This window comes from Candidatus Solirubrobacter pratensis (assembly GCF_000425945.1).
Classification (GTDB): Bacteria; Actinomycetota; Thermoleophilia; order Solirubrobacterales; family Solirubrobacteraceae; genus Solirubrobacter; species Solirubrobacter pratensis.
This window is the reverse complement of record NZ_AUEK01000006.1, coordinates 129,385-147,354: the sequence shown is the minus strand read 5'-3', so window position 1 is coordinate 147,354 and position 17,970 is coordinate 129,385. Positions and strand designations below refer to the sequence as shown.

At 71.9% G+C, this 17,970-nt stretch carries 13 protein-coding genes; 6 read left to right on the top strand and 7 right to left on the bottom strand.

The genetic code is table 11. The features are described from left to right. Positions 1 to 66 precede the first annotated feature (66 nt). Both H958_RS42740 and H958_RS34975 read right to left on the bottom strand, forming a co-directional pair. Positions 67 to 2,136 carry an ATP-binding cassette domain-containing protein gene (locus H958_RS42740; RefSeq protein ID WP_051323816.1) on the bottom strand — a complete coding sequence of 690 codons (2,070 nt, stop codon included), beginning with the start codon at positions 2,134 to 2,136 and terminating at the stop codon, positions 67 to 69. Positions 2,137 to 2,387: 251 nt separating this feature from the next. Continuing rightward, the gene (locus H958_RS34975; protein ID WP_231379168.1) at positions 2,388 to 3,107 is read right to left on the bottom strand and encodes a nuclease-related domain-containing protein; all 720 of its coding nucleotides are present in this window, start codon (positions 3,105 to 3,107) and stop codon (positions 2,388 to 2,390) included. Between the two features lie 207 nt (positions 3,108 to 3,314). On the opposite strand from H958_RS34975, the gene H958_RS48075 reads away from it, so the two are divergent. Continuing rightward, entirely contained in the window at positions 3,315 to 4,181 is an 867-nt protein-coding gene (locus H958_RS48075; protein ID WP_028057780.1) for a helix-turn-helix transcriptional regulator, read from the top strand. 1 nt (position 4,182) lies between these two features. Here the strand turns inward: H958_RS48075 and H958_RS34970 are convergent, their stop codons facing one another. Beyond that, positions 4,183 to 5,076, bottom strand: a complete 894-nt coding sequence (locus tag H958_RS34970; protein WP_037409265.1) for an oxidoreductase — start codon at positions 5,074 to 5,076, stop codon at positions 4,183 to 4,185. Positions 5,077 to 5,236: 160 nt separating this feature from the next. Between H958_RS34970 and H958_RS0104485 the strand changes: the two genes are divergently transcribed. Beyond that, entirely contained in the window at positions 5,237 to 5,731 is a 495-nt protein-coding gene (locus H958_RS0104485; protein ID WP_156027680.1) for a hypothetical protein, read from the top strand. A 4-nt stretch (positions 5,732 to 5,735) separates the two neighbouring features. Here the strand turns inward: H958_RS0104485 and H958_RS0104480 are convergent, their stop codons facing one another. The 3 genes from H958_RS0104480 to H958_RS0104470 form a co-directional block, all read right to left on the bottom strand. After that, positions 5,736 to 8,015: a xanthine dehydrogenase family protein molybdopterin-binding subunit gene (locus H958_RS0104480; protein ID WP_081685597.1), complete on the bottom strand. Its 2,280-nt coding sequence runs from the start codon at positions 8,013 to 8,015 to the stop codon at positions 5,736 to 5,738. Continuing rightward, the gene (locus H958_RS0104475) at positions 8,012 to 8,491 is read right to left on the bottom strand and encodes a (2Fe-2S)-binding protein (RefSeq protein ID WP_028057777.1); all 480 of its coding nucleotides are present in this window, start codon (positions 8,489 to 8,491) and stop codon (positions 8,012 to 8,014) included. Before H958_RS0104475 ends, H958_RS0104480 begins: the two co-directional genes overlap by 4 nt. 95 nt (positions 8,492 to 8,586) lie before the next feature. After that, entirely contained in the window at positions 8,587 to 10,656 is a 2,070-nt protein-coding gene (locus H958_RS0104470; protein ID WP_028057776.1) for a copper resistance CopC/CopD family protein, read from the bottom strand. Between the two features lie 116 nt (positions 10,657 to 10,772). On the opposite strand from H958_RS0104470, the gene H958_RS34965 reads away from it, so the two are divergent. The 4 genes from H958_RS34965 (at position 10,773) to treY (ending at position 17,145) form a co-directional block, all read left to right on the top strand. Continuing rightward, entirely contained in the window at positions 10,773 to 11,126 is a 354-nt protein-coding gene (locus tag H958_RS34965; RefSeq protein WP_081685595.1) for a plastocyanin/azurin family copper-binding protein, read from the top strand. A gap of 177 nt (positions 11,127 to 11,303) precedes the next feature. Further along, positions 11,304 to 13,025 carry a malto-oligosyltrehalose trehalohydrolase gene (gene treZ, locus H958_RS0104460; RefSeq protein ID WP_051323812.1) on the top strand — a complete coding sequence of 574 codons (1,722 nt, stop codon included), beginning with the start codon at positions 11,304 to 11,306 and terminating at the stop codon, positions 13,023 to 13,025. After that, positions 13,025 to 15,139, top strand: coding sequence for a glycogen debranching protein GlgX (gene glgX / locus H958_RS0104455; RefSeq protein WP_028057774.1), 2,115 nt, complete (start codon positions 13,025 to 13,027; stop codon positions 15,137 to 15,139). The genes treZ and glgX overlap by 1 nt, the downstream gene beginning before the upstream one ends. Beyond that, positions 15,136 to 17,145, top strand: coding sequence for a malto-oligosyltrehalose synthase (gene treY, locus H958_RS34960; protein WP_037409263.1), 2,010 nt, complete (start codon positions 15,136 to 15,138; stop codon positions 17,143 to 17,145). Before glgX ends, treY begins: the two co-directional genes overlap by 4 nt. On the opposite strand, the gene H958_RS0104445 is transcribed toward treY, so the two are convergent. Beyond that, positions 17,142 to 17,954 carry a hypothetical protein gene (locus tag H958_RS0104445; RefSeq protein WP_028057773.1) on the bottom strand — a complete coding sequence of 271 codons (813 nt, stop codon included), beginning with the start codon at positions 17,952 to 17,954 and terminating at the stop codon, positions 17,142 to 17,144. The two genes, treY and H958_RS0104445, sit on opposite strands and share 4 nt — an antisense overlap. Positions 17,955 to 17,970: the final 16 nt, after the last annotated feature.

The following is a 17,970-nucleotide window of genomic DNA, read 5'->3' as shown; positions in this document are numbered from 1 at the left end:
CTCATCGCCCGTGAGTCGCGTGCCTTCAGGCGCGTGATTCGCCTCGGCCGAATGGTCCGTCGCGGATCAATCGGCGGGCCCGATCCACGGATGCGCATCCCCGGCAGGAAGCCGCGCCGCGTCGGGGCCGTACGCGTGCTCCGTGCGGCCGGGGAGCCCTAATCGCGATACGCCCGCGCCTGCAGCTCGTAGAGCTCCGCATAGGCGCCGCCGGCCTCGATCAGCTCGTCGTGCGCGCCGGTCTCTACGATGCGGCGGTTCTCGATCAGGACGATCAGGTCGGCGACGCGGGCGGTGGAGAAGCGGTGCGAGATCAGCAGGCTGACGGCGCCGTGGGCCTCGCCGGCGGCGCGCGCGGCGCCCGCGTAGCGCTCGGACAGCGCGCGCTCGGTCGGGGCGTCGACGCTCGCCGTCGGCTCGTCGAGGATCACGAGCAGCGGATCGCGGCGCATCAGTGTCGAGCACGGTGATCCGGTCGGCGCGGCGGACCGTCGAGAAGCGGTGCGAGATGACGACGCTCGTCGTGCCCTCCGTCAGCTTCAGGAAGCGCTCGTAGAACGCCGCCTCGGCGCGCACGTCGAGCTGCGCCGTCGGCTCGTCGAGCACGAGCACGCGCGCGCCGTAGAGCGCGCGGGCGAGCGCGATCCGCTGCCACTGGCCGCCGGAGAGGTCGACGCCGCCGGCGTACTGCGGCGAGAGGATCGTGTCCCAGCCGGCCGGGAGCCCCGCGGTGATCTCGGTCGCCCCGGCCTGCGCCGCCGCGTGCGCGAGCGCGTCCTCATCCGCCGCAACCCCCGTCAGCACCTCGACGGCGACGTTCTCGCGCGCCGTCAGCGGCAGCCACAGCGCCTCCTGATAGACGACCGCGATCCGCTCCCGCCACGCCTCGGCGTTCAGCGTGGACAGCTGCATCCCATCCACCGTGATCCGGCCGCCGGTCGGGTCGTGCAGCCGCGCGAGCAGCGACACGAGCGTCGACTTTCCGGCGCCGTTGACGCCGACCAGCGCCAGCGACTCCCCCGCCGGCAGCTCGAGGTCGACACCGCGCAGCACGTCCTCCTGGCCGCCTGGGTAGCCGAAGCGGACGTCCTCGAACGCGATCGACCGGGCGGGCGCGTCGGCTGGCACGGCCTCCCCGCCGAGCTGCTGGTCGTTGTGCAGCTCGGCGGTGAGCGCGTCGAGATCCGGCAGTCCGGACAGCATCGACTCGAGGCTGACGTCGGTCATCGTGATGCTGACGAGCTGCATGCTCATCGGCAGCATCAGGAGCATCGTCGCGAGCGTGCGCAGGCCGAGCTCGTGCGTGTAGGCGGCGTGGCCGAGCGCGGCGCCGGCGGCGAGGTAGGCGCCGAGCACGGGCAGCGAGACGGCGAGGATGCGGCGGTCGTTCTTGTGCACCTCGTTCCACGACGCCTCCATCGCCGCGTGCCATTCCTCCTGGTGACGGTCCAGCGCCCACTCGACCAGCCCGAACACGCGCACCTCCTTGGCCGGCGCGGCGCGGGTGGGGAGGCCGAACAGGTAGACCGCGTGGCGCAGCGCGGCGGTCGCGCGGCGGAACGTGGAGACCCTCGACACCACGAACGCGCGCGCCGGGAACCGCACGAGCACCCAGACGGCGAACAGCAGCAGCCCGGCCCACCAGCGGAACGCCGCCACCACCACGCACGACACCGCGCCGCCGAGCCGGTCTCCCCACAGCCCGAGCATCGTCATCGGCGCGTCGGCGAGCTGGTCGCCGCGCAGCTGCCCGGTCGCCGACTCGAGCTTGTCGAGCACCTCCTGGTCCTCGAGGTGGGCGATCCCGACCGGCGCGGAGACGGCGTCGATCACGCGCCGCTGGAGCACCGCCTGCATCCGCGCGCCGACCGCCGCGGACAGCGCGTCGTCGAGCGGGCCGCGCAGCAGCGACAGCGCGTAGATGACCGCCGCGATCGCCAGCGCGCCGATCAGCCGGTGCCCGTCCGACGAGGAGAGGCCGTGCTCGACCGCGCCCGGCATCGACCCCGTGACGTGGCCCATGGCGATGATCACGAGGTTCGGAAGCAGGCCCTCCGCGAGCACGAAGATCGTCGCCGGCACGGCGGCGCCGGGCGCTGCAGAGACGAAGAGCCTGAGCGCCCGGAGCTGCTGCACGTGCCGAGACGGTAGGCACGCGAACGGCGCGCGTGCAACACGCCCGGCGCATACTCCGATGCCGTTTCCGGCTCGATCAAGCGCGGTGCGTGGTGAAGGTGAGCACCTGCTGAATCGCACTCGCGCGGGTCGTCGTCCTCAGACGTCCGGGCTCGTTGCCGATCCGCTCCGTGTTGTTGGCGTCGTCGGTCCACGCGTTGGGGCAATGCGTCTCGGTGGAATCCGTTGGGCGGCGGCGAAGCCGCCAGGGCTCAGGCCGGCGGGAATCGCTGTGCGAGCTGAGCGGCGATCGCTCGGGCTTGCTCGGCGGAGAGCGGCCCGTGGTGGTTCAGGCGCTTGGCGAGCGCCTTGGGGTAGAGCAGCGGGAAGCTGGCGACGGTCAGAGTGCGGAGCAGCGGCAGGTCGGCGTCCACGAAGCACATTGTCCCGTGCACGGGCACATCCTGCCCGAGCTCTGCGATGGCGTGCTCGAGCAGCGCAACCTGTTTGATCAGCCCATCGATCAGCCGGGTCTGGTCACGTCCGGCGATCATGAGCTTGGCCGTGCCGAACAGCGGCTTGGACACCGCGACCTTGCCCGTGTAGCGCTTGGAGTCGATGACCCACACCCCGCCGGCGGTGATCGCGATGTGGTCGATGTTCGCGCGGCTGCCCGGGATTCGCCGGTCGTGGAGCAACACCACGCTCGCAGCGCAGCGTTTTGTCAGCGACTGCGCGACAAACTGCTCACCGTCGGCGCCTCTGGCCCAGGCGCGCTCGTGCTGCGGCTCCTCTTGCAGCGCGAGGATCAGTCCGCTCAGCCGCGGGTGCTTCTGGCGGATGCGCTGCTCGCGGTTGGCCCTGCGACGCTCGTGCTCGCGCCGAGCGCTCGCGCCGGCATTCCCGCCGTCGACGTCGAAGTCGCCGCCAGCCTGCGTCATGACGCGACGCCACGGCAACGCACGGGCGCGTTCCACGAGCCACAAGAGCACCGGGCGGACGACACCCGCTTCTTATCGAACCGTACGCGGCGGAGCTTGAGGGCCGGGGCGTCGCCGCTGGAGACGTGCGTCAGCCGCGCAGGTCCTCGATCACCGCCGAGGCGCTTGGTGGCGTCGTTCTGGCAGCGAGCACCCGCGCCGGACCAGTCACAGATTTGTCGTCGAGCGCGCGCGGAAGCGAGTGCTACCGTCGCTGTTCTGCGCCCGACGGCGATCGCCTCCTCAGCTTCCCGGCGTGACGAGCTCCGCGCGTTTCTGCGTTCGCGTCGAGCGCGCCTCTCGCCCTCTGACGTGGGCTTGCCTGATGACGGCGCCCGCCGCCGCACTCCGGGGCTGCGGCGCGAGGAGGTGGCCGCGCTCGCCGGCGTCGGAGTGTCCTGGTACACGTGGCTTGAGCAGGGGCGTGACATCCACCCCTCGCCCGAGGTGCTCGACGCGCTGGCGCGAGCGTTGCGGTTGGACGCCGCTGAACGGGCGACGCTGTTCGCGCTGGCACGCACGGAGCTGCCGCTGTCCGACGGCTCCGGGACGGCGCCGGGGGAGGGCGACGATGACGGTCGTGCGCTGCTCGTGTCCCTCGTGGAAGGGCTACATCCGATGCCGGCGTACCTGCTCGGTCCGATGACGCGGATCCTGGCCTGGAATCCGGCGGCGTCGGCGTTGTTCGGGTCGCCGGACCACCTCCCGCCCGGGCGCCGCTCGCTGCTGTGGCTGCTGCTGGTCGATCCCGGCGACGCGCGGGACAACCCCGGTCGGGAGGGCACCGCCCGCAACATGGTGGCGCGGTTCCGCAGCGAGTACGCGCAGCACGCCGGCGAGCCTGCCTACGAGCGGTTCATCGGCGAGTTGCGCGAGCGAAGCGCGCGGTTTGCGCAGTGGTGGGACGAGCACGAGGTCAACGACACCCAGCGCGGCACGAAGACGATCGAGCATCCGACGCTGGGGACGCTGCGCCTGCACCACGCGCAGACGGTGCCGACCGGGGCACCCGATCTGCGGTTGACCGTCTACGCGCCCGCAGACGCAGCTACCCGCGCCGCGCTCGCGACGCTCGCGACTCCCTGACCTAATGCTCAGCGGCGGCCATCGGGTCGCCGAGCTGGACGGCATCCTCGAGCCGTTGCATGTCCTGCTCATCGAGATCGATGTCGCCGGCGGCGACGTTCTCCTCGAGGTGCTCAACCGAGCTGGTGCCGGGAATCAGCAGGATCCGCTCCGAGCGGTGCAGCAGCCACGCCAGCGCGATCTGAGAGGGCGTGGCTCCGCGCCGTGCCGCCACCTCGGCGATCGCCGGGTCGGCCGCCAGCTGCCTGGGACCGCCGGCGAAGGCCGAGCCCAGCGGGAAGAACGGCACGAACGCGAGCCCGCGCTCCTCGCACAGCGCCAGGCCCTCTTCGTCGCCGCGGTTGACCACGCTGTAGGCGTTCTGCACGCAGGCGATGTGGACGAGCTCAAGCGCGCGGCGGACGGTGTCGGCCGAGGCGTTGGAGATCCCGATCAGATCGAGCTTGCCCTCCTGGCGCAGGTCCTCCAGCGCGCCCAGCTGCTCGGCCAGCTGCCCCTCGGCGTCGTGCTCGTCGAACAGGCGCAGGTTGACGAGATCCATGCGCTCCACCTGCAGCGTGCGCAGGTTGGCCTCGACGCCGGCGCGCAGCTCGGCCGGCGACTGCGCCGGCAGCCAGCCGCCGGCATCGTCACGCCGGCCTCCGACCTTGGTGACGAGCTTGAGGTGCTGCGGATACGGATACAGCGCCTCCCGGATCAGCTCGTTGACGACGTCCGGGCCGTAGAACTGCGAGGTGTCGATGTGGTCGACGCCGAGATCAACGGCGCGGCGCAGCACCGCGCGGGCACCTTCAGGGTCGCTCGGCGGCCCGAACACGCCGGGTCCTGCGAGCTGCATCGCGCCGAAGCCGATGCGGTTGACGGGCTTATCGCCCAGAAGCGATGTCTTGATCATCGCTCCCAGACTGGGCCTTCCCGGTCGCGACGACAAGAAGCCTGCTGATCCTGTGACCGACACCACCAGGCTCGCGTTCCGCGAGTTCGAATCGGCGGCGTCGCCCACTGCTCGACCGCATGGGCAACCCAACGCCGGCCCCCCCGGATAGGATCCGCGCGTGAGTCACGACGACGCAGGGTCCCCGGTTCTCGACGAGTCGTTACGCGATGCCTTGGGCGAGCTGGAGGACTACCTCCAGGACGTCCCGGAGGAGCGCTCGTCCGAGCTCGTGCTGCCGTTCGCCTCGCGCTGGGTGCTGCCCGAGCTGGGCCTCGACCTCGGCCGCCTGCGTGAGGAGGCCGACACGCTCGTCACCGCCACGCCGCTGAGTGACCGGATCGTCTCCGGCTACGTCGACCATGTGGTCTACTGGGTCTCGCAGCGGATGCTGCTCGATGAGCGCGACCAGCCGCAGTCGGCGGTGGCCGCTGCGCGGCTCGAGCTTGCCCGGGCGGTGCTCGGCGAGCGCGCCGAGCTCGTCGAGCACGAGGGCTTCCCGCGCGTCGCGGCCGGGCTGCGACGGGCGCTGGACGACTCGTCCGGAGGTCGGCCTCCGGACGATCGTCTCTGGTCGGCGTTGGCGCTGCGGATCGCCGAGTCGGTCCTGCCCTAATCGCTCATTCCGCGAGCATCCTCCGGATCCGGGCGGGCGTGAACGGCACCTGGCGGATCCGCTTGCCGGTGGCGTCGAAGATCGCGTTGGCGATCGCCGCCGGACCGTTGGTGATGAGCACCTCGCCGGCGCCCATCACGTCGGCGCCCTTGCGATCGATGACGCGGAAGTGGAGCTTGGGCATCGCGTTGAAGCGGATCACCGGGTAACTGTCCCAGTCAGCCGAGGTGATGCCGTCCGGTCCCCACTTGACCTCCTCGATCAGCGAGCGGCTGATCGTCTGCATGAGGCAGCCCTCAGCCTGCGCGCGCATGCCGTCCGGGTTGAGCACGGGACCGCAGTCCTGCGCCGACCACACGTCGTCGACGGTGACCTTGCCCGTCTTGGTGTCGACGGTGACGCCGAACACCGCCGCGTTGTACCCGTTGTTGCCCTCGTAGAACATCGCCGCGATCCCGCGGCCCCGCTTGTACCGGCCTTCGTCGATCTTCGTCGCGGCCGGACGCGGCTTCCAGCCGGCCATGTACGCCGCCAGCCTGATCACGTCGGTCAGCCGCCGGTCGGCCAGGTGCGCGAGGCGGAACTCGACGGGGTCGCGGTTCGCGAGATGCGCGAGCTCGTCCATGAAGGACTCGTTCGCCCACGTGTTCTGGATCCGGTTCGGGGAGCGCAGCGGCCCGGCCATGAACGCGTGCTTCCCGGTGTGGCTCCGCAGCCGCTGGCTCGGGATCAGGTACGAAGGGGCCGAGTTGGAGTTGTCGACGGTGTTCGGGCGGCTCGACGGCGTCGGCGCGGGCGACTTCGGCAGCGGATCCTCGGGGAGCCCGAGCAGGATGCCGGTCGGGATGTTGGCCGGCGGGCCGGGGCGGCCGCCGCGGCTGGCCGTCCACGCCACGTAGTCCCAGGCCACGACCTTCCCGTTCGCGTCGATGCCGCCGCGCATCTGGTGGAGGTAGGGCTGGCCGAAGTTCTCCCACTTGTGCTCGTCGGCGCGCATGTACTGCACGCGCACCGGCTTGCCGACCTGCTGGGAGATCACGGCGGCGTCGAGCGCCGAGTTGTCGGCGCCGTTGATGCCGTAGCAGCCCGAGCCCTCGACGTAGATCACGTGGACGTTCGGCTCGGGCAGGCCGAGCGCGACCGCGATCGCCGAGCGCAGCGGATACACGCCCTGCGTCGAGGACCAGACCGTCGCGCTCTGGCCCTCCACGGAGGCGACGGCGGCCGAGGCGCCCATCGACCCGTGCATCTGGATCGGGTAGCGGTAGTTGACCTGGAGCGACTTCGCCGCGCCGGCGAGCGCGGCGTCGACGTCGTGGGTGTCGATCAGGACGCGATCGGTCGTCGGCGTCTGGCGCTGCAGGTCGCCATAGAGATGCTCGAAGCTCGGCAGCGCCGCCGTCTGCCAGCTCAACTCGAGCGCCTGCGCGGCGTCGATCGCCTGCTCCTCGCGCTCGGCGACGACCGCGACGAAGTTGTTCTTCACCACCAGCGCCACGAAGCCGGGCGGCTTGCGGTGGCCGGGGAATCCGACCACCTTCAGCAGCTTGGAGTCGAGCGTGGGCGGCCGCACGACGCGGGCGTGGAGCATGCCCGCGATCCTGACGTCCTGCGTGTAAGTGAACTTGCCCGTCGCCTTCGCCGGGATGTCGACGCGAGGGACGTTCGTGCCGACGACCTTGTAGTTGTCGAAGCGCTTCGGGGTCGCCTTGCCGGTGATCTTGAGGTTGAACTTCTGATCGCCGATCAGCTCGCCGTACGAGACCTGTCCGCCGCCGCCCGAGATGACGACTCCGTCCTCGACGCTGAGGTTCGCGACCGGCGCGCCGAGGCGTGCGGACGCCATTCCAAGCAGCGCCAGCCGCGCCTCGGCCGCGGCCTGGCGCAGACCGCCCTTTGCGGCGTACTGCGTCTTGTTGCTCTGGCTGCCGGCCGTGTAGCCCTGATCCGGAGTCATCCACGTGTCGCCCTCGACCACCTTGAGCGCCGACAGCGACACGTCGAGCTCGTCGGCGACGAGTTGCATGGTCGTCGTCAGGACACCCGTGCCGAGCTCGACCTTGCCGGTGAAGATCGTCACCGTGCCGTCGCCGTGGACGGCCAGCCACGAGTCGATCAGGGTGGGATCGACGAGCGCCGGGCCGATCTTCGAATCCTCGAGCGCGGCGAACGCGGTCTTCGGGTTCAACAGCCGGGGCAGGCTCGCCGCCACGAACATCGCGCCGGTGCCGGCGAGGAACGCGCGCCGGTTCACGCCGCCCGTCTCCATCAACGTCTCGGTCATCGCCGCTCTCCTGGAGCCTGGGACTTGGCTGCGGCCTTGATGGCCTCGACGATCCGGAAATGCGTGCCGCACCGGCAGAGATACGGGGTCATCGCCCGTTTGATCTCGTCCTCGGTCGGATCCGGATGCCTGGCGAGGAAAGCGTCGGCCGCGACGATCATCCCGTTGGTGCAGTAGCCGCACTGCGCCGCCTGGTTGTCGATGAACGCCTGTTGGACCGCGCCGGGCTCCTCGGGCGTGCCGAGACCCTCCAGCGTGGTGATCTCCTGATGCGCGACTCCGCTCACCGGCGTCACGCACGAGCGGATCGCCTTGCCATCGGCCTGCACGGTGCAGGCGCCGCACTGAGACAGGCCGCACCCGAAGCGCGGCCCGTGGAGATCCAACTCATTGCGCAGGACGTACAGCAACGGCGTGTCCCTCTCGGCCTTGACCACGTGACGCTTACCGTTCACGCGAATGGCCAGCTTCGCCATCGACCCTCTCCCCCAAGTTCGGACCCACTGACGGAAACCCGACGGACGCATTTAACACGCGCACCGGCGGCGGCGCAACACACGCGCCGCAATTCTCATCGCGCGGCGGCCGGCGGCCGGATTCGCAAGGGTGCGTTGAAGCGCTCGTAGCGGCGGATCATGAAGTGGCCCGCCGCCACCATCCGGACGACGAGCGGGCGCTGCGTGCGGCGGTCGATCGCCACCTCGAACCAGGCCGGCACCGTCGGGTCGCCGAAGCTGACCAACCAGACGGGCCGGCCGGCGACGGTGCCTGAGCCGAGCAGCGACGGATCCTCGACGCGATCCCAGTCGAGCGCCGGGAGGCGCAGTCGCGGGTCCTGCGAGGAGCGGAGCCAGCGCGCAGCGGCGTCTGCGCGGTCCCAACGGCGCGTGCCGATCACGACCGCCTCTCCCGCGACGCGCGTCGTGTAGGAGAGCCGGTCGGGCGCCACCACGTGCCACGTCGTGCGCAGCCCGTGCGTCGAGTCCGACGCGAGCCGCTCGGCGATCACCACCGTGTGGAGGCTGCGGAGCGCTCGCTCCTCCGCCGCGACGAGCGCGGCGGCACGAGCCGGCTGCGGGCTCGCGGGGAGCGTTATCGAGACCGTCGAGGCGCGGCCGCTCCGACGACGGACGCGGACGACCAGCCGCGGCGCCCGCGCACTCGAGCGGACGTGAGCGCAGTACCGGCCGTCCCCGCACGGCCGCGCGGGCGACCAACGTGGCCGCGCTGCCGCCTCCGCGACGTCGACACGGAGGCCGCCGGCGCCGGTGCCGTCGCGCCCGAGCACGGTCGCGTCGATCGCCACTTCGTCGCCGGCGCGGCTAGCCCGAATGCCCACCGCGAGCTCATCCGCCTGGCGCCCCAAGACGCTCGTCACCGCCGAGACGGGCGCCGCGGCGAGCGCGTGCGGCGGACTCGTCGAGCCGAGAGCGGCGACCACGCCGGCGACCGCTGCCAGCAGGACGGCCTCGGCCGCGACGGTCCGGCGCAGCGAAGCGACCGCCGCGCCGGAGGGAAGCCGTTTCAGCAGCCGAGCGTGGCTCCACCCGCCGAACGCGACCAGCCCGAGGAACACCGCGGTCTTGACGAGCAGCAGCCGGCCGTAGCCCGTCGAGCCGAGCTGCCCCCATCGCTGCAGCTCGAGCGCCGCCCGGAGGATCCCCGTGACGCCGACGACGCCGACGGCGGCCGCCGCGACGGGCGACAACCGGCGGGCGGCGGCCGCGACGGGGACGCCCGCCGCACCCGGCTTGACGGCTGCCGCCACGAGCATGCCTAGCCACAGGACGGCCCCGAGCCACGCCGCCGCCGCGCACGCGTGCACGAGCTCGATCGGCAGGACGGCCCCGCTCGATCGCCCGGGCGAGAGCGCGTGGCCCGCCAAGGCAGGCGCCACGACGAGCCCTGAGGCGAGTCCGGCGCTGACCCGCTGACCGGCGCGCGGGGTCAGCGAACGCGAGGACGCAAGGGCGCCGACGAGCGCGAGCGCGCCGGCGGCGGCGGTGACGACGCCGAATCGAGTGCCGAGGGCGGCCGGCACTGCCGCGAGCTCGAGCGCGGCGCCGACCGCCGCGAGTGCGAGCGCGCCGGCGAGGGGGCGGGTCCCGAGCGCCGGCCCACCGTCACGTGCCCATCCGGACAGCACCGGTCGCAGCGCGAGGCGCACGCCGGCGAGGCCGGCGGCGGCGAGGACGCCGAGGACGAACACCCAGCGCGCGAACGTGAGCAGGGCGTCCGCCTGCGTCTTCTCGCTCGCGCTCGCGGACACGCCTTTCGCCTTCGCGCCGATCCCGAACGTGAGGGCGCCCGCCTCGCGGTGGCCGTCGTCGGAGACGATCGTCCAGCGGATCGCGTACACCCCGCGCCCGAGGCGAGCGGGCAGCGCGACGGAGACCAACCGCCCGCCCCGCTCGAGGCGCGCCCGCAGCGGCAGCGGCCGCTCCAAGCCGCCGCCCGACAGCGAAGGCCGACCGGTCGCGCGGACCGGCTCGTCGAAGAGGAGTCCGGCTCGCGCCGGCGACCGGTCCAGCTCGGCGGCCTGCACCGGGCTCGTCCGCAGCAGCCGAGCGTGAGCTTCGGCCGGCGGCGGGAGTGCGGCGCCGGCCAACACGGCCCCGGCCGCGAGCGCGGCCGCGCACACGAGCGCCCGCCCGGGGCGGTGCGGTGCGGTGACAGAATTCGGTTGCTGATCGAGGGCTCCTCGTCTACCGTGCCCGTCCACAGGTCCGAATACCTAATCACGGGGGGTGAGTCGGGATGATTAACAGGCGCCGCGTCGCGGCGTTCGTTGTCTGCTGGACTGTTGCCGTCGGTACATGGGCGTTGCCGGCGGTCGCCGCGACATCCGTCAGCGTGTCGGCGGGCAAGCCGAGTGAGTACAAGTTCACACTGTCGAAGAAGAGCGTGAAGGCGGGCTCGGTCACGTTCACCGTCTCCAACAAGGGCAAGATCCCGCACGACTTCAGCATCGGCGGGAAGAAGACGAAGCTCATCCGGCCCGGCAAGTCGGCGACGCTGAAAGTCACACTCAAGAAGGGCTCGGTCTCCTTCAAGTGCACGGTCTCGGGGCACGCCCAGGCCGGGATGAAAGGCACGCTGAAGGTCACGTGAGGCCGTAACGACGAGCACGAGGACGCCGGCGGCGGGCCGCTCCGCCGCCGGCGGTGCTCGAGGAGCGCGTCCAGCCCTCGATGCACGAACCCAAGCGGCCGCCAGGGAAGGCATGCAGGGCGGGGATCGGACCCCGCGCCGCGCCTACATCGGCTCATCGGTCAGGATGGAACGCCGATGGACGGGTACCCCTTCGAGCGCCGGCTCGGCGCCTTCCCCTTGCGCGGCGGCCGCGCGGAGTTCCGCGTCTGGGCGCCTCGACCGGATTCCGTGAGCGTGCGCGCGGGCGGGCGCGACGTGCCGATGGACGATGCCGGCTACGACATCTATGAGGCGACGATCGACGTGGAGCCGGGCGTCGACTACGAGTTCGTCGCCGACGGCACCGCGCTCCCCGACCCGTGCTCGCGCTGGCAGCCGGCGGGCCTGCGCGGGCCGTCGCGCCTGCTCGATTCCGCCGCCTTCGAGTGGGCCGACGCCGACTTCCGCATCCCGGCGCTGCACGACGCGGTGATCTACGAGCTGCACCTCGGCACGTTCTCGCCCGAGGGCACGTTCGACGGCGCGATCCCGTACCTGCACGGGCTCGCCGAGCTCGGCGTGACCGTGCTCGAGCTTATGCCGGTGGCGGAGTTCCCCGGCCGCCATGGCTGGGGCTACGACGGCGTCTACCTCAGCGCCGCGCACTCCGCCTACGGGGGGCCGGAGGGCCTGCAACGGCTGATCGGCGCCGCGCACGCGCACGGCCTCGCGGTCATCCTCGACGTCGTGTACAACCACGTCGGCGCGTCCGGCACGAAGGCGCTCGAGGCGTTCGGGCCGTACTTCAGCGGCAAGCACCAGACGCCGTGGGGCGACGGGCTCAACGTCGACAGCGCGGGCGCCGACGCCGTGCGCGAGTGGGTGTGCCAGAGCGCCGAGCAGTGGGTGCGCGACTTCCATCTCGACGGCCTGCGCCTGGACGCGATCCACGCGATCGTCGACTCCAGCCCGGAGCACCTCGTCGCCGAGATCGCCCGCCGTGTCCACGCCGCCCGGCCCGGCGCGCTCGTGATCGCCGAGTCCGGCCTCAACGACCCGAAGGTCATGCGCGCTCCCGCGCTCGGCGGCTGGGGCTGCGACGCCGCCTGGGCCGACGACTTCCACCACGCGCTGCGCGTGCTGCTGACCGGCGAGACCGAGGGCTGGTACGGCGAGTTCGACTCGCTGGCGCTGCTCGCCAAGGCGTTCCGGCGCCCGCATGTCCACGACGGGACGTACTCGACGTTCCGCGGCCGCCGCTTCGGGGCACGCGCCGACGACGTGCCCGTCGAGCGCTTCGTCGTCTTCTCCGCCAACCACGACCAGGTCGGCAACCGCGCGCTGGGCGACCGGCTGCCGCTCCAGACGCGCCCGCTCGCGGCATTCCTGACGGTTTTGTCACCCTTCACGCCGATGATCTTCCAAGGCGAGGAGCACGGCGAGCGCGCGCCGTTCCAGTTCTTCAGCGATCACATCGACAAGGAGTTCGCCGATGCGACGCGCGAAGGGCGGCGGCGCGAGTTCGCGAGCTTCGCGGAGTTCTCGGGCACCGAGGTGCCCGATCCGCAGGACCCGGCGACGTTCGAGCGCTCGAAGCTGACGCGCGAAGGCGAGCCGGAGGGGATGCGCGAGCTGTACGCCGAGCTGCTGCGCGTCAGGCGCGAGCTGGCGCCCGGCGACGCGGACACCGACTTCGACGAGCGCGCCGGCTGGCTCGCGGTCCGGCGCGGCGAGCACACGCTGCTCGCCAACTTCGCCCGCACGCCGGTCCACGTCCCCCGGGAGCGCGTCGAGGAGGTCGTCGCGGCGACCCACGAGCCGACCATCGAGCCGGGCTTCGTCGTGCTCGCGCCGCTGTCAGGGGCGCTGGTCCGCTGATGGAGGTCTGGCCCGGATCGCCGTTCCCGCTCGGCGCCGGGTGGGACGGTGAGGGAACCAACTTCGCGATCTTCTCCGAGCACGCCGAGAAGGTCGAGCTGTGCCTGTTCGACGAGTCCGACCGCGAGACGTGCATCGAGTTGACCGAGCGCACCGCGTTGCACTGGCACTGCTACCTGCCCGGCGTGCACGCCGGCCAGCGCTACGGCTACCGCGTCCACGGCCCCTACGACCCGGCGTCCGGACGGCGGTTCAACCCGTCGAAGCTGCTGCTGGACCCGTACGCGAAGTCGATCGAGGGGACGATCCAGTTCTCCAACGGCAACGTCCTGCCCTACACGCCCCAGGGCGGCGAGGACGACGACCTGGAGCCCGACGACGCCGACGACGCGGCGGCGATCCCGAAGTGCGTCGTGATCGACCCGCGCTTCGACTGGGAGGACGACCGCCCGCCGAACACGCCGCTGGCCGACTCCGTGATCTACGAGACGCACGTCAAGGGCTTCACCATGCGGCATCCCGACGTGCGCGAGGACCTGCGCGGCACGTACGCCGGGATGGCCTCCGACGCCGCGGTCAGCTACCTCAAGGACCTCGGCGTGACTGCCGTCGAGCTGCTCCCGGTCCACCACATCGCCGACGAGTCCTTCCTGGTCGAACGCGGGCTGACGAACTACTGGGGCTACTCGACGATCGGGTTCCTCGCGCCGCACTCGACCTACGCCGCGACCGGCAAGGCCGGGCAGGAGGTACGCGAGTTCAAGGGCATGGTCAAGGCGTTGCACAAGGCGGGGATCGAGGTGATCCTCGACGTGGTCTACAACCACACCGCCGAGGGCAACCACCTCGGGCCGATGCTGTCCTTCCGCGGCGTCGACAACCCCTCGTACTACCGGCTCGTGCCGGACGATCTGCGCCACTACATGGACTACACGGGCACGGGCAACACGCTCAACGTCATGCACCCGAGCGTCCTGCGCCTGATCATGGACTCGCTGCGCTACTGGGTGATCGACTGCCACGTCGACGGGTTCCGCTTCGACCTCGCCTCGGCGCTCGCCCGCGAGCTCTACGACGTCGACCGCCTGAGCGCGTTCTTCGACGTCATCCACCAGGACCCGATCCTCTCCCAGGTGAAACTGATCGCCGAGCCGTGGGACGTCGGGCCCGGCGGCTACCAGGTCGGCAACTTCCCCGTGCTGTGGTCGGAGTGGAACGGCATCTACCGCGACACGATGCGCGACTTCTGGCGCGGCGAGGCGCACATCGGCGACTTCGCCTCGCGGCTGACCGGCTCCAGCGACCTCTACCAGGACGACGGCCGTCACCCGTTCGCGTCGATCAACTTCATCACCGCGCACGACGGCTTCACGCTGCGCGACCTCGTCTCCTACAACAGCAAGCACAACGAGGCCAACAAGGAGGACAACCGCGACGGGACCGACGACAACCGGTCCTGGAACTGCGGGCACGAGGGAGAGACGCGCGACCGCGCGATCAACGAGCTGCGCGCCCGCCAGCAGCGCAACTTCCTCACCACGCTGCTGCTGTCGCAGGGCACGCCGATGCTGCTCGGCGGCGACGAGTTCGGCCGCACACAGGGCGGCAACAACAACGCCTGGTGCCAGGACTCCGAGATCTCCTGGTTCGACTGGGAGCTGGCCGATTCCAACGAGGGCCTGCGCGAGTTCACCAAGCAGGTGATCGCGCTGCGCCGCGCGCACGCCGTGTTCCGCCGGCGGCAGTTCCTGTTCGGCCGCGAGGTGGAGGGCTCCGGGCTCCCGGACGTCGCCTGGTTCCGCGCCGACGGCCAGCGGATGCGGGACTCCGACTGGGACGTAACGGTCCCGGTGCTGGGCGTCTTCCTCAACGGCGAGGAGATCGCGACGCCCGACGCGCGCGGCAGGCAGGTGCTCGACGAGTCCTTCCTGATGCTCTTCAACGGGCACCACGACGACTGCTCGTTCACGATCCCCGACGGGATGTTCGGCGAGAGCTGGGAGCTGGTGCTCGACACGGCCCGCCCTGAGCTCGAGCCGAGCTCGGTCACGCTCAAGGCCGGCAGTGAGACGGATCTGGTGTCGCGCTCGATCGTCCTGCTGCGGCGCCGATGACGGAGCCGCGCGCGACCTATCGGCTGCAGCTCGCGGGCGACTTCGGCTTCGCGCGGGCGCGTGAGCTCGTGCCCTACCTGCGCGACCTCGGCGTCTCGCACGTGTACCTGCCGCCGTCCTTCCAGGCGCGCACCGGCTCCGCCCACGGCTACGACGTCGTCGACCCCAACGCGATCTCCGAGGAGCGCGGCGGCGAGCGGGAGTTCTTCCGGCTCGTCGAGGCCGTTCGCGACGCGGACATGGGGATCGTGCTCGACATCGTCCCGAACCACATGGCGGTCGACGACGCCAACCGCTACTGGAGCGATCGCGCGCTGCGGGCGAAGTTCTTCGACGTCGACGAGCGCACGGGCCGCCACCGCCGCTTCTTCGACATCGATCACCTCGCCGGCGTCCGGCAGGAGGATCCGGAGGTGTTCGCGGCCACGCACGACCTCGTCCTGCGGCTCGTGCGCGAGGGCCACATCGACGGCCTGCGCATCGACCATCCCGACGGGCTGGCCGATCCGGCCGGCTACCTCGAGCGGCTGCGCGAGGGCGGCGCCGGGCACGTCTGGGTCGAGAAGATCCTCGATCCCGGGGAGCACCTGCGCGACTGGCCGGTGGCCGGGACGACCGGCTACGAGTTCCTCAACGACGTCGCCGCGCTCTACGTCGACCCGGCGGGGGAGGCGCCGCTGACCGACCTCTGGGAGGACGTCTCCAACGACCACCGGCGCTTCGGCGAGCACGCCTTCGAGGCCAAGCTCGAGCAGGCGCGGACGTCGTTCGCCCCTGAGGTCGACCGCCTGCGCCGCGAGGCGCCGCGGGCGCTGACGGGGCTCGAGCGCGCGCTCGCGTCGCTGCCCGTCTACCGCACGTACGTCGAGCCGTGGAGCGGGCGGGTGGAGGAGGCCGACCGGCGCGCCGTCGCCGAGGCGGGGCTCCCCGAGTCGCTCGCGCGCATCCTCACGCTCGACACCGACGGCTGGGGCGCGTTCGTGACGCGCTTCCAGCAGACGACGCCGCCGGTGATGGCCAAGGGCGTCGAGGACACCGCGTTCTACCGCTACCTGCGGCTGCTCGCGCTCAACGACGTCGGCGGCGACCCGAGCCGCTTCTCGCTCTCCGTCGCCCGCTTCCACGCCGCCAATGCCGAGCGCGCGGAGCGGTTCCCGCTGAACCTGCTCGCGACGCAGACGCACGACACCAAGCGCTCGGGCGACGTGCGCGCGCGGCTCGGCGCGCTCGCCTCGATGCCGGAGCGCTGGGCGGAGCTCGTCCGCCGCTGGCTGGCGACCTCGCGGGTATTGACGTCCGGCGGCGCGCCCGACCGTGTGGAGCAGTACCTGATCTTCCAGACGCTCGTCGCCGCATGGCCGATCGAGCCCGACCGCCTGATGGCCTACATGGAGAAGGCGCTGCGCGAGGCCAAGCGCACCACCAACTGGATCGAGCCCGACGACAAGCACGAGGCGGCGGTGCGGCGCTTCTGCCGCGCGCTCTACGACCACCGCGACTTCCGGCGCGACTTCGACGGCTTCGCGGCCGAGCTCGCCGAGGCGGGCGACCGGGCCGCGCTCGGCCAGCTGCTGCTCAAGCTGACGGTTCCCGGCGTCCCCGACATCTATCAGGGCGACGAGCTGCTCTCGCTCTCGCTCGTGGACCCCGACAACCGCCGCCCGGTCGACTGGGAGGCGCGCCGCGCGGCGCTCGACGAGGTCGCCGGCGGAGCGACGGAGCCGCGCAAGCTGTGGCTGATCCACCGCGCGCTGGGGCTCCGGGCCTGCCGCCCGGACGCGTTCGGGGGGTCCTACGACCCGCTGGACGCGGGTCCTGACGCCGTCGCGTTCGCTCGCGACGGAGCGGTCGTCGCCGCCGCCCGCCTGCGAGGCGACGGCGCGGAACCGGTGACTTTGCCCGACGGGCGCTGGCGCGACGTGCTCGGTGAGCGCGAGCTGTCAGGCCGCCTGACCGTGGCGGACTTGACCGGCGAGCTGGGCATCGCGCTGCTCGAGCGAGGCTAGTAGCGACCCTGTTCGGCCGCGGTCGGTCCGGCGGCGCGGAACAGCGCGACCAGCATCGCGGTGCCGAACGGCATCCACTCGAGCTGCGAGAGCAGCTCGTCGACGACCCGGCCGCGCGCCTCCGGCGCGAGCCCGAGCAGGACGCCGTGCAGCTCCGCGCGCTCGTTCGGGCGCAGCGCGAGCATCAGGTGCGGCCAGGCGCCCGGGGGCAGCAGGCCGTCCCAGCCGCGCGGCGCGGCGGGCGCGCCCTCGCGGCCGCCGGCGCGCGCCAGCAGCTCCTCCACGAGCATGAAGATCGCCGTCATGCGGCCGATCGCCGTCGCCAGGTGGCGCGGCACGACCATGGGGCTCCGCGCGATCCGCAGCAGGGCGGAGGACAGCTCGAGGATCGCCGAGCGCGCCACCTCGCCGATGCTCGCCCGTCCCCGTCCGGCGAGCAGGGCGCAGGCGGCGCGCACGACGTCGTCCTGCCACGCGCCCGGCTCGCGCCCGCTGTCACAGGCGTGGGCGTCGAGCGCGCGTGAGAGCAGCAGGACTGAGCATGCGCTCGCGTCGCGCAGCCGCCGCAGTTGCGTCGCGAGCAGCGGGTTCGCCGGGTCCCCCAGCGTGGCCGCATGACCCTGGTAGGTCTCGCCGGCCAGCGCGACGGTGAGCAGATGCTCGATCGACACGCACATCAGCGCGTGGCACTCCCACTGCGCGTCGGTGCGCGTGATGTCCACGCCATGCGCGACCGCCCGGCGCTGGGCGGCGAGCACGTCGTCGTCGGCGGCGAGGAGGATCTCGGCGAACAGGCTCGGCGGGTTCATGCCCGGACGTCGCGGG

Coding starts and splice junctions, on each gene's coding strand:
- treZ (WP_051323812.1), top strand. CDS start 11,304: ATGGACGGGTACCCCTTCGAGCGCCGGCTCGGCGCCTTCCCCTTGCGC.
- H958_RS0104475 (WP_028057777.1), bottom strand. CDS start 8,491: ATGGCGAAGCTGGCCATTCGCGTGAACGGTAAGCGTCACGTGGTCAAG.
- glgX (WP_028057774.1), top strand. CDS start 13,025: ATGGAGGTCTGGCCCGGATCGCCGTTCCCGCTCGGCGCCGGGTGGGAC.
- H958_RS34970 (WP_037409265.1), bottom strand. CDS start 5,076: ATGATCAAGACATCGCTTCTGGGCGATAAGCCCGTCAACCGCATCGGC.
- treY (WP_037409263.1), top strand. CDS start 15,136: ATGACGGAGCCGCGCGCGACCTATCGGCTGCAGCTCGCGGGCGACTTC.
- H958_RS0104480 (WP_081685597.1), bottom strand. CDS start 8,015: ATGACCGAGACGTTGATGGAGACGGGCGGCGTGAACCGGCGCGCGTTC.
- H958_RS34965 (WP_081685595.1), top strand. CDS start 10,773: ATGATTAACAGGCGCCGCGTCGCGGCGTTCGTTGTCTGCTGGACTGTT.
- H958_RS0104445 (WP_028057773.1), bottom strand. CDS start 17,954: ATGAACCCGCCGAGCCTGTTCGCCGAGATCCTCCTCGCCGCCGACGAC.